This is a genomic window from Streptococcus sp. CF10-1 (genome assembly GCF_024295825.1).
Classification (GTDB): Bacteria; Bacillota; Bacilli; order Lactobacillales; family Streptococcaceae; genus Streptococcus.
In genome coordinates, this window is sequence record NZ_JANCPQ010000004.1 from 1 (window position 1) to 11,866 (window position 11,866).

Below are 11,866 nucleotides of genomic sequence, written 5' to 3' on the forward strand. Positions count from 1 at the left end.
ATCCTCTTTTCTCCTGTGAGATTGCCATTTCTCAGTTGTTCCTGATAATGAGGAATAGCTTCTCGATCCCACTTTATAGATTCCTGGCGAGCTTCTTCGACAATTTTACTATATTCAGTTGTAAAATTTTTATAAAAGCCATATCCGATAGCCGCCTTATTTACGATTTCCCCCCTCATAATGGCATTTAAAACATTTGAGGCTACATTTTCATCGACTCCTAAAGCCCGGAGGGAATCCAACGTTGTTGCTATCAGTCGAGCTAGCTTTTCACCTGCCCTGAGCAATTCTGGGTGAAAATCCTCAGATGCAGTCAATAAATTTCCCTTTCCATCCGATTGGAAAACACCAAAGTCATGGGAGCTTTCCGGATCAGTAATCTGGGTATAATGAAGGGGAACAAGGACATTGACTTTACCGACAGGTTTCTTAAGTGGTTCATCGGAGTCCCCAGGTAATTTGGTAATGGTGTGTTCTCGATTAAGCATACCCACGACATCAAAAGGATTGACATAGTACTCAATTTTTTCGCTAATCTTTTTGATTTTCTCGTCACTGAGTCCCATTTTCTTTAAACTCTTTGTCGTGTCTGGACCGTCAAAGAGGACGACTTTGCCGATTTTCTCCAGTTCTTGATCACTGAGGCCAGCTACCCCTTGCGCAGAGACAATGGTTCCTAGGGAATGAGCTGTGATGTCCATCGTCGCATTTGGAGCCTTTTCGCGCATCTCAGCGATCTTCGTTTTCATTCCTACTGTTGCTAACTTGGCTTGCGGCGTATGGATATGGTTGAGCGCAAACTGAGCGTCGTTGTCAATCCAGTCGTTCAAATTCTCTATACTGATAGCATCACTTCCGCGGATGGTCATATAGGTTTTCTTGGTATCTTTAGTTAAGGTTGGCGTATCCGTTAAGTAGTAGGCATTAAAACCAGCTCTCTCATCAGTTAAGAGTCCTTTTTGATAGCGTTTGATAGGATACTCTTCTTGGTGAACCCCTCCTCCAGAATCACCAACTTGGAGTTTTATCGTATCTTCCACAGTATGTAAATCAGGATCTGGTTGCAAGTAGACCTTACCATTATGGGGAAGATGTTTACCTCCGGGAGTGATTTCCCATTCTTTTTTATCCTTGTTATAAATCTTAGTATCTTGAGAGAAATCAAATTCTAGAGAATCTCCATTATCTAACAATTTTCTAATATCTTTCAATTGAGACTCATAGGGAAACCTAACCGGCCTCCCTAGATAAGCAGACTGAGCTAAATCTGCATAAAAATTATCAAAGGTTTTTAAGTTACTATTAGTCAAAAATCCTTCCTCCTACTCGCAATGGACTGCCTTGCGTCATAGTATCAAAAACAACTCGTCCATTCTCAATTTCAAAAATTACTTGCCAAGTTGAGCCCTCTATATTATTAAAACCTCCTCCAACTATTACAACATTACCTCCCCCTTGTGGAGTTCCATTTCCAACTTTTTCCCACATTGTTTCATCCCAATCAATCTGAACAGATTCTACTTTAGGATTTAAAGATTTTACAAACTCTTTAATCTCTTCTTCATGCTCCTTCAGATAAGCCAACTGCTTAGCCCGTGGGCTCAGAGTTATTCCTCCAAATAGATTTGTTTTCTGCGCCATCCATGCTCCTCCTCCAAATACTACAAGGGCTATAACTAGCCAAACCAAAGTACGTTTTTTCATCTCTTTCCTCCTATATAGTGGAATCTAAGTATATTATATCATGAATGTAAAAAAAAATACTTTTAGCAAGTATTGTAAGTTAGTAGAGAATGAGCAATATTAAATTTGAGTAAAAATTATCAAATTTTTTTAAGTTGCTATTACTCATAAAGATCCCATAAATTTCCTTTCAAAATTCTTATTGGCTGCATTTGGATAATGACCAGCTTCTCTGGAATTTCATTTGCATTACGTTTCAGTGGGAAGCCTAATGTAAATTCAGTATCCTTATTATTATTGATTTTTCCGTCCACTGTCATCATATATCCCCCACCTTGAGGAGTACCATTTCCTACCTGACCAACCTTCATACTATCCCAATCGAACTGAACACTTTCAACTTTAGAATTCCAAGATTTAACGAAATTCGCCATTTCCTCCTCGTGCTCCTTCAAATAAGCCAACTGCTTAGCCCGTGGGCTCAGAGTTATTCCTCCAAATAGATTTGTTTCCTGTGCCATCCATGCGCCTCCTCCAAATACTACAAGGGCTATAACTAGCCAAACCAAAGTACGTCTTTTCATCTTTTTCCTCCTATATAGCGGAATCTAAGTTTATTATATCATGAATGTAAAAAAAAATACTTTTAGCAAGTATTCTAAGTTAGTAGAGAATGAGTAATATTAAATTTGAGTAAAAATTATCAAAGGTTTTTAAATTACTATTACTCAAATTTGTCCCATCCTCCATTTTTTAATACACTAGGTGGATTTAGCATTCCAATTAAATCTATTGAAGGAATAGCATTCTCATTTTCTAGCGGAAAATCTACTGTAAAATCAGAATCCTTTATATGATTAAAAGAACCCTTCACTGATAGATTATAACCTCCCCCCTGTGGAGTTCCATTCCCTATCTGTTCAACAGTTAAACTATTCCAATCCATCTGAACAGATTCTATCTTTGAATTTTTAGACTTTACAAATTTTACAAGTTCTTCTTCATGTTCCTTTAAATAATCCAACTGCTTAGCTCGCGGGCTCAGAGTTATTCCTCCAAATAGATTTGTTTCTTGTGCCATCCATGCACCTCCTCCAAAAATTACAAGTGCTAAAATTAGCCAAACTAAAGTACGTCTTTTCATCTTTTCCTCCTATATAGCGGAATCTAAGTTTATTATATCATGAATGTAAAAAAAAATATTTTTGATAAGTATTGTAAGACTATAGAGAATGGGTGATGGACGAAACTATCCTAATCTTTTGTATTACTATTCGTCAAAACCTCTTCCTCCTACACGCAATGGAGCCCCACTTCCGATTCCTTCAATAAAATCTTTTTCATTGGCCTTTCCATCTTTTATATAAACTAAAACACTCCAACTGGAATTTTTAATTTGGTTAAAGCCACCGAAAACTCGAATAACTTTACCTCCACCCTGTGGTGTACCATTTCCTATCTCTTCCCAGCGTGTTTCTTCCCAAGCAATCTGAACTGATTCGACTTTAGGATTTAAAGATTTTACAAACTCCTTAATCTCTTCTTCATGCTCCTTCAGATAAGCCAACTGCTTGGCTCGCGGACTTAGAAATAGATTTGTTTTCTGCGCCATCCATGCGCCTCCTCCAAAGACTACAAGAGCTAAAACTAGCCAAAGTAAAGTACGTTTTTTCATTTCTTTCCTCCTATATAGTGGAATCTAAGTATATTATATCATGAATGTAAAAAAAAATACTTTTAGTAAGTATTCTAAGTCAGTGGGGAATGAGTGATATTAAATTTTAGTAAAAATTATCAAAGGTTTTAAGTTACTGTTAGTCAAAAAGTTCACCTCCTAATCTTATACCATTGCTGATACCCATGCTTTCTAAATCAACTTTTCCTTCTTTAATTTCTATTAGGACATTCCAGTCTGATTCTTTTAGATTGTTAAATTCACCAAATATGCTAACAACTTCCCCTCCGCCTTGTGGGGTTCCATTTCCAACTTTTTCCCACTTAGTTTCATGCCAATTTATTTGAACAGATTCTATTTTTGGATTTTGAGATTTTACAAAATCCTTAATCTCCTCTTCATGCTCCTTTAGATAAGCCAACTGCTTGGCTCGCGGACTAAGAAATACTCCTCCGAATAGATTTGTTTTCTGCGCCATCCATGCACCTCCTCCAAATACTACAAGTGCTAAAACTAGCCAAAGTAAAGTACGTTTTTTCATGATTATCCTCCTTAAACGTGGATTCTAAACCTATTATATCATGAATGTAAAAAAATACTTTTAGCAAGTATTGTAAGGCTATAGAGAATGTGTGATGGACGAAACTATCCTAATCTTTTGTATTACTATTCGTCAAAACCTCTTCCTCCCACACGCAATGGAGCCCCACTTCCGATTCCTTCAATAAAATCTTCTTCATTGGCCTTCCCACTCTTTTATATAAGATAAATTGTAAAATATAGTGCAACAAAAAAACTCATAGCGTTTCATGGGGGTAAACTGTAAGTAACCACACAAACAGAACCCGAGGAAAAACTATGAGCTACTCCCATCTTACCATAACCGACCGAATAAAGATAGAAACCAACTTGGAATTAGATTTAAAACCTTGCCAAATTGCAAGTAAACTTGGCGTCCATAAGTCTACCATTTCAAGATAGTTAAGACGATGTCAAAATGGTTATTCTGCAGTCTTAGCACAGGAAGAGTACGACCGCAGGGCCAAACAAAAAGGTCGGAAGTCTCGTTTGACACCAAAGTTGAAAAAGGAAATTGAGAACGATTTAAAATCCTCCTGAGGCTTTGAACAAGGCCTTATATGATATCAATCACCGACCACGAAAATGTTTAGCTTACAGAACTGCTTATGAAGCTCTAGTGGATGAGTTAGAGTAAATGTTGCGCTTATTCTTGCAATTTATCATTTATTTTTATAATTAATGAGGGCATTTTATAAATAATTTGTCATTTCCTATCGTTTTTAAACACAGATTATAAAAACATTCGTAATTAACTTGATTGATTGCCTTCCATCCTGTATAATAGAGTGAAACTATTTTTGAGGAGATTTTTATGTCATCATTTCGTAAACAAGCAGCCCTTTTAGGTCTGACTGCAGCTGTATTTGCAGCTTCTACTGCACAAGCAGATGAAAAAGCTGCAAATCTAGATACTAGCACAACACCAACGCCAGTAGCAAATCAATCTGAGAAACCCGTTGCAACTACTGGAAATGAAAAGGCAACGGTATCTGAAAAAACGGACGTCCCTGCTAAACAAGATGAAAATGCTACTCCAGTAGCAAGCACTGAAACAACCCCTTCTAAAGAAAAAAGCCTTGCGGACGACAAAGCCCTTCAACCAACAGAAGGACAGGAAGTCGATGTCCGCATCCTTGCAACAACCGACCTCCACACCAATCTAGTTAACTATGATTATTACCAAGACAAACCTGCTGAGAATGTTGGACTAGCAAAGACAGCTGTTCTCATTGAGGAAGCTAAAAAAGAAAATAGCAATACACTTCTTGTAGATAATGGAGACACCATCCAAGGAACGCCACTTGGAACTTACAAGGCCATCGTTAACCCGGTAAAAGAAGGGGAACAACACCCTATGTATGCAGCCCTTCAAAAGCTCGGTTTTGAAGCTGGAACACTTGGAAACCATGAGTTTAACTATGGTTTAGACTACCTCAAACGTGTCATTGATACAGCTGGAATGCCGATTGTCAATGCCAATGTAGTTGATCCTAAAACGGGTGCTTATGTCTACGACCCCTATAAAATCATCAGCAAAACCTTTGTTGATAAAACTGGTCGCAAAACGACTGTCAAAATCGGGGTGACTGGAATCGTTCCCCCTCAAATTCTCAGCTGGGATAAGGCCAACCTCGAAGGAAAGATTCAGGTCAATGACTCCGTCGAAGCTATTCAAAAAATTATTCCTGAAATGCGCAAAGCAGGTGCAGACATCACTCTTGTACTCTCTCACTCAGGTATCGGAGATGATAAGTACGAAAAAGGCGAAGAAAACGAAGGCTATCAAATTGCAAGCCTACCTGGTGTGGATGCAGTCGTAACAGGGCATTCTCACGCTGAATTCCCAAGCGGAAATGGCACTGGCTTTTATGAAAAATATGCTGGTGTTGATGGCGTAAATGGTAAAATCAACGGTACTCCTGTAACCATGGCTGGAAAATATGGGGATCACCTCGGCATTATCGACCTCAACCTTATCTACAAAAACGGAAAATGGACTGTTGCCAACAGCAAAGGTTCTATTCGCAAGATTCACACTAAGTCCAAAGACGCTGATGAACGAATCAAAGAAATTGCCAAAACAGCCCACGAAGGAACCATCCAATACGTTCGCCAACAAGTCGGAACAACAACTGCACCGATCACGAGCTATTTTGCCCTTGTCAAGGATGATCCATCTGTTCAAATCGTCAATAACGCACAAATCTGGTACGCTAAGAAAGAACTAGCAGGAACTCCTGAAGGAGATCTTCCTATTCTCTCGGCTGCGGCACCATTTAAGGCGGGAACCCGTGGAGATGCTACTGCCTATACAGATATTCCAGCTGGCCCAATCGCCATCAAAAACGTAGCAGATCTCTACCTCTACGACAATGTCACGGCTATCTTAAAAGTTACAGGAGCTCAACTCAAAGAATGGTTGGAAATGTCTGCTGGTCAGTTCAACACGATTGATCCAACTAAAAAAGAAGCGCAACAACTTATCAATCCAAGCTACCGTACTTATAATTTTGATGTGATTGACGGTGTGACCTATGAGTACGATGTCACCCAACCAAATAAATACGACCGTGAAGGTAAGTTGATCCACCCAGATGCTAGTCGCGTCCGCAATCTTAAATACCAAGGGAAAGATGTCCGTCCAGATCAGGAATTCATCGTGGTAACCAACAACTATCGCGCAAATGGTAATTTCCCTGGCGTTCGTGATGCTAGCCTCAATCACCTCCTCGGACTTGAAAATCGCCAGGTTATCATCAACTATATCCTCGATGTAAAAAATATCAACCCAAGTGCAGATAAAAACTGGCACTTCACAGATAGCATAAAAGGGTTGGATGTTCGTTTCTTGACAGCTGATAAGGCCAAAAACTTGGTCGGCACAGATGGTGACATTCAATATCTAGCTAGCTCCGACCAAGAAGGTTTCGGCGAATACCGCCTTCTCTATGTAGAGCCTAAGACTGAACCTGCTGAAACAAATCATCACGAGATTCAAGATACACAGGAACAAAATCAAGGCGATGCAATCACTCTTTCAAATGGTGGCCAAACTATTATTTTACCAAGCGCTCATAATCCAGTAGCTACTACCCTACCACATACAGGTGAGAAAACGTCTATCCTAACCTTCCTAGGTGTCATTCTTGCCGGGTTTGGATTTTCTCTCAAGAAAAAGGAAGAATAACATAATTGAAGCAAGACGAGACTCGTCCTGCTTCTTTTTTAGCCACCAAAAAAACTGCCAGATTTCTCTAGCAGTGTTTTGATATTTCATTTGCTTAGTAGACTGTTTTTTCAGTTTCTACATCGAAGAAGTGTGCTTTGTTCAAGTCAAATCCTAGTTCAACTGTTGCACCTGTTTGCAAGTAGTCACGAGCGTCCACTTTGGCAACAAATTCGTCTTTACCAACTTGGCAGTAAAGGTGAGATTCTGAACCAAGCAATTCTGATACGGAGATAGTAGCTTTGACAACTGATTCTGGGAATGTTTCAAGGAAAGCAGGTTCTGCATTCACATCTTCTGGACGAATACCGAAGATCAATTCTTTACCTTCATAGCCTTTTTCACGAAGAACTTTCAATGCTCCTTCTGGCACTTTCAAACGGAAACCATCAGAAACAATTTCGTTGCCTTCTAATTTCACATTGATGAAGTTCATAGCTGGACTTCCGATGAATCCTGCAACGAACTTGTTAACTGGGTTTTTGTAAACTTCTTGAGGTGTACCGATTTGTTCTACACGTCCGATAGTACCTGTACCAGCAGGGTTCTTAGTTGCTGACATGATAACGATACGGTCGGCAAGTGTCATCGCTTCTGTTTGGTCGTGCGTTACGTAGATAGTTGTAGCACCGATACGACGGTGAATCTTCGCAATTTCAGCACGCATAGATACACGAAGTTTGGCGTCCAAGTTTGACAAAGGCTCGTCCATCAAGAACACTTTTGCATCACGGACGATCGCACGCCCCATGGCAACACGTTGACGTTGACCACCAGAAAGGTCAGCAGGTTTACGATCCAAGAACTCTTTCAAGCCAAGGATTGCTGCAGCTTCTTGCACACGTTTGTCGATGTCTTCTTTGCTGTATTTACGCAATTTCAAACCGAAAGCCATGTTGTCATAAACAGTCATGTGTGGGTAAAGAGCGTAGTTTTGGAATACCATGGCGATGTCACGGTCTTTTGGAGCTACGTCGTTGACAACCACGCCATCGATAGATGCAGTACCTTCTGTAATGTCTTCAAGACCAGCGATCATACGAAGAGTTGTTGATTTACCACATCCTGAAGGACCTACGAAAACGATAAATTCTTTATCTTTGATGTCCAAGTTGAAGTCTTCAACTGAGTAGTGTTCGCTGTTTGGATATTTTTTGTAAATATTTTTAAGATTTAATTCTACCATCGAGGTGAACTCCTTTTGTCTTTTGATAGTTTTATTATAGATGAAAACGCTTTACTTTTCTATGGCAAGGTGACCAAAAAAATAAAAAAGTTCTGTGCAACTTGCACAAAACTTTAGAGAATATCTGGTAAAATCAACTGATAACAAAGGGTGAGATCCGTCAACTCCTTCAACTGAAGTCCTGTCAATTCTTCCCACTTATCAATCTTGTATTGGAGAGAATTGCGGTGCAGATAAAGTTGCTGGGCTGTTTTAGTTAGGACAGCACTATTTTCCCAGAGAGAAAGGATAATTTCCTGAATCTGATCCTGATCCAAGATCATCTGGTGCAGGCATTCTTTAATGACTCTCAGGTCTACAAGTCTTTCTCCCATACTCCATAGATAGAGTTGTGAAAATGTATGAACACCTTGATGACCCTGACGCCACCAAGTCTTAAATAAGTCCCGCTCTGCTTTGATTAAGTCTGATAGGGCTTGAGGGCCTGTCTGAGGCCAAACCTGGCCTAACATGATCGACAGACGAAGACCAAAGTCATACTCAACCGCTTCAATCGTATCAGATAAGATTGAGCGAACAGAGGTGTACTTATCTTGTTGAAGCACAAATACATAATCCTGAGCCCCCACTTGTAGCACTGTTTGGAAGTTGGGAAAAAGAGTCCGCATCATGTCTAGCCAAGAGGCTAGATTTTCCTGTTGGAAATAGGAAAGATGACAATAAACCAGCTGAATTTTTTTAAATGTTTGCGGTGCCTGCCCCTTCCCCTCGATCAGATAGGGATACCAAGGATTGAGCGAACGAGCCTGATCCTGCTGGGTCAAAAGGGCAACCAACTGCTTTTCACGCTCGCTGAGCCCAGCTTCCTCCAGTAAAATCCACTGTTGAGAAGCTAAAGGGAGAGTGAGATAGCCCGGTTTCTCTACTGGCTGATCTGAAATCTGAGCTTCAGGGAACCAGTCTTGTAATTCCTTTGCAATCATATCCTAGCCCTCCACTTTTTGGATGCACCAAGAAATTAAGGTCTCTAGACGCTCCACATTTTCAGTCAGATGGAGATAGCCCATCACTGCTTCAAAACCTGTAGACATGCGGTAAGTCACCACATCTGCATTTTTAGCCTTTGTGTGACTATTGGTATTGCGGCCACGTTTGTAGATTTCTTCTTCTTTTTCCGTCAGGACTTGCTCTTCCAACATGAGGACAATCAAGCGAGCCTGAGCCTTGGCTGAGACATACTTGGTCGCCTCTTGGTGGAGTTTATTGGGTTTGGTCATGCCTTTGAGGATGAGATGGCGACGAATATACATGGAATAAACCGCATCCCCCTCAAAAGCCAGCACAATCCCATTAATGAGATTGACATCAATCACGTGTCCACCTCACTCCATCTTTTGTATCCAGTAGTTTAATCCCTTGAGCAGCCAATTGGTCACGGATTTGATCCGCTGTCGCAAAATCACGATTAGCACGCGCTTTTTGACGTTTTTGGATTAAGGCTTCAATGTTTGCATCCAAAACTTCCTCAACAAAGACAATTCCAAAGACTTCTAACATATCCGCAAAAGCTTGCTTGACACTTGCATCATAGTTTCCTGAGTTAATCCATTTGGCCATTTCAAAGATGACTGTGATACCATTGGCAGAGTTAAAGTCCTCATCCATAGCTGCTATAAACTTTTCTTTAAAGTCCTGTAACTCTTGAGCATCTACAGTCCCAGAAAATGGTTGCTCGTAAGTGTTCTTCAGATATTTGAGATTGGTCTCTGCATCACGCACTGCCTTTTCAGTAAAGTTGATTGGTTTACGGTAATGCTGAGTCGCAAAGAAGAAACGCAACACTTGCCCATCAAGAGTTTTAAGGGCATCGTGTACGGTTATAAAGTTGCCCAAGGACTTAGACATCTTGACATTGTCGATATTGACAAAGCCATTATGCATCCAGTAGTTGGCAAAAGTCTTGCCTGTTTTGGCTTCTGACTGGGCAATTTCGTTGGTATGATGCGGAAACTCAAGGTCGGCTCCACCACCGTGAATATCAATGGTATCGCCCAAAATCTCTGTCGACATGACCGAACACTCGATGTGCCAACCCGGACGACCAGGTCCCCAAGGACTATCCCAAGAAATCTCGCCCGGTTTTGCAGCTTTCCAAAGGGCAAAGTCTACAGGATTTTCCTTACGAGCTGTTTCTTCATCAGTACGACCTGAAGCACCCAGCTCCAAATCTTCCAAGGTTTTATTGGCCAACTTAGCATAGTTGTGGGATTTTTCCACACGGAAGTAAACATCCCCTTGACTCTCGTAGGCAAAGCCTTTCTCGATCAAGTCTTCCACAAAACGAATGATATCAGCCATAAACTCTACTACACGTGGATGGCGAGTCGCAGGTTTGACGCCCAAGGCTGTCACATCCTCACGAAAGGCAGCGATGTACTTGTCCGCAACCTCCTGAGGCGTAATGTCTTCTTCCTTAGCACGGTTGATAATCTTATCATCCACATCCGTAAAATTGGAAATATAGGCAACTTCGTAGCCACGATATTCAAAGTAGCGACGAATGGTATCAAAGGCTACCGTTGAACGAGCATTCCCAACGTGGATATAGTTGTACACGGTTGGCCCACAGACATACATCTTGACCTTGCCGTCCTCAATAGGTACAAATTCTCGCAAATCACGAGACATGGTGTCATAGATTTTAATCATTCACTGTCTCCTTTCTGTTTCTTGTTTATCGTAAAAAGTAGTTTCAGTCCAACTCTCTAGCAATTACTAAGGCTATCTCAAAGAAAGTCATAGCATCTGTTTTTCTTTCTTCATGTCTTGCATCCCACTCATGATTGTGATGGTCAACATAATCAGCCGTATAAAAAAATTGATAGACTTTTGCTTGTCGAAATTGCGTCCAAGCCATGATTGCAGAAGCTTCCATATCCACAACAGTCGCACCTGCTGCTAATCTACGTTTGACCTTATCGGCTGTTTCACGATAGAAAGCATCTGTGGTCCAAGCCTTTGTTCGAATGTGCTCAATACCAGATTTGTTCAAAGCTTCTTCCATGGTTAAGAGGAGAGTTTCGTCATAAGCTATCTCATCACTTGCAGGAGCGTAATGATAACTTGTACCTTCATCACGTAGAGCTGAACTTGGTAGAATAATCTTATCTGCCTGAATAGACTGATCTAGAACTCCGCAAGAACCCAAAACAATAAAGTTCTTAAATCCTCTTACTTTGAGTTCTTCTAAGAGTCCAACAACCATCGGGGCTCCAATCGTAGCTATAGCAACTGCTATCTTACTCCCATCTTTTTCATAGATATACCATGGAAGTCTGCCATTTAGATTGGTTAGATAGCCACCTTCATAAACATCTTCAAACTGCTTTACTCGTTCAACGATTTCTCCATTAAAAGATAAAATAATCGTCTCACAGATTTCTCCACCACCACGAATACTTCGATCAGTTGGTTCGATAACAGCAGGTACATTTTCGAATTCTTCTAATAGCAT

Annotated in this window: 12 protein-coding genes and 1 pseudogene; 2 read left to right on the forward strand and 11 right to left on the reverse strand. The window is 40.6% G+C overall.

Annotated features, from left to right (window positions below; genetic code table 11):
• From NMM25_RS05985 to NMM25_RS06010, 6 genes are all read right to left on the reverse strand, one after another.
• A partial coding sequence (locus tag NMM25_RS05985) for an Mbeg1-like protein (RefSeq protein ID WP_254736250.1) occupies positions 1 to 1,310 on the reverse strand: 1,310 nt, incomplete at its 3' end.
• Positions 1,303 to 1,704 (reverse strand): hypothetical protein, encoded by a 402-nt coding sequence (locus NMM25_RS05990; RefSeq protein ID WP_254736251.1) that lies wholly within the window; start codon positions 1,702 to 1,704, stop codon positions 1,303 to 1,305. The genes NMM25_RS05985 and NMM25_RS05990, both read right to left, overlap by 8 nt.
• Positions 1,705 to 1,844: 140 nt before the next feature.
• Positions 1,845 to 2,267, reverse strand: a complete 423-nt coding sequence (locus NMM25_RS05995; RefSeq protein ID WP_254736252.1) for a DUF1433 domain-containing protein — start codon at positions 2,265 to 2,267, stop codon at positions 1,845 to 1,847.
• A 140-nt stretch (positions 2,268 to 2,407) separates the two neighbouring features.
• The gene (locus NMM25_RS06000) at positions 2,408 to 2,827 is read right to left on the reverse strand and encodes a hypothetical protein (protein ID WP_254736253.1); all 420 of its coding nucleotides are present in this window, start codon (positions 2,825 to 2,827) and stop codon (positions 2,408 to 2,410) included.
• A gap of 126 nt (positions 2,828 to 2,953) precedes the next feature.
• The gene (locus NMM25_RS06005; RefSeq protein WP_254736254.1) at positions 2,954 to 3,358 is read right to left on the reverse strand and encodes a hypothetical protein; all 405 of its coding nucleotides are present in this window, start codon (positions 3,356 to 3,358) and stop codon (positions 2,954 to 2,956) included.
• Positions 3,359 to 3,497: 139 nt separating this feature from the next.
• Positions 3,498 to 3,899, reverse strand: a complete 402-nt coding sequence (locus NMM25_RS06010; RefSeq protein ID WP_223328461.1) for a hypothetical protein — start codon at positions 3,897 to 3,899, stop codon at positions 3,498 to 3,500.
• A gap of 317 nt (positions 3,900 to 4,216) precedes the next feature.
• Here NMM25_RS06010 and NMM25_RS10570 point away from each other — a divergent pair.
• Positions 4,217 to 4,474 (forward strand): annotated as a pseudogene (locus NMM25_RS10570) (helix-turn-helix domain-containing protein); the annotation flags it as partial.
• Positions 4,475 to 4,751: 277 nt separating this feature from the next.
• Positions 4,752 to 7,127 carry a bifunctional 2',3'-cyclic-nucleotide 2'-phosphodiesterase/3'-nucleotidase gene (locus NMM25_RS06020; protein WP_254736256.1) on the forward strand — a complete coding sequence of 792 codons (2,376 nt, stop codon included), beginning with the start codon at positions 4,752 to 4,754 and terminating at the stop codon, positions 7,125 to 7,127.
• A 94-nt stretch (positions 7,128 to 7,221) separates the two neighbouring features.
• On the opposite strand, the gene NMM25_RS06025 is transcribed toward NMM25_RS06020, so the two are convergent.
• The 5 genes from NMM25_RS06025 to NMM25_RS06045 form a co-directional block, all read right to left on the reverse strand.
• Positions 7,222 to 8,352, reverse strand: a complete 1,131-nt coding sequence (locus tag NMM25_RS06025; protein ID WP_000229937.1) for an ABC transporter ATP-binding protein — start codon at positions 8,350 to 8,352, stop codon at positions 7,222 to 7,224.
• A gap of 113 nt (positions 8,353 to 8,465) precedes the next feature.
• Positions 8,466 to 9,335 carry a helix-turn-helix domain-containing protein gene (locus NMM25_RS06030; RefSeq protein WP_254736257.1) on the reverse strand — a complete coding sequence of 290 codons (870 nt, stop codon included), beginning with the start codon at positions 9,333 to 9,335 and terminating at the stop codon, positions 8,466 to 8,468.
• Positions 9,336 to 9,338: 3 nt separating this feature from the next.
• Complete coding sequence (locus NMM25_RS06035) at positions 9,339 to 9,725, reverse strand: Mini-ribonuclease 3 (RefSeq protein WP_254736258.1); 387 nt, start codon at positions 9,723 to 9,725, stop codon at positions 9,339 to 9,341.
• Positions 9,718 to 11,061, reverse strand: a complete 1,344-nt coding sequence (gene cysS, locus NMM25_RS06040; protein WP_254736259.1) for a cysteine--tRNA ligase — start codon at positions 11,059 to 11,061, stop codon at positions 9,718 to 9,720. The genes NMM25_RS06035 and cysS overlap by 8 nt, the downstream gene beginning before the upstream one ends.
• Positions 11,062 to 11,104: 43 nt before the next feature.
• The gene (locus tag NMM25_RS06045) at positions 11,105 to 11,866 is read right to left on the reverse strand and encodes a nucleoside phosphorylase (protein WP_254736260.1); all 762 of its coding nucleotides are present in this window, start codon (positions 11,864 to 11,866) and stop codon (positions 11,105 to 11,107) included.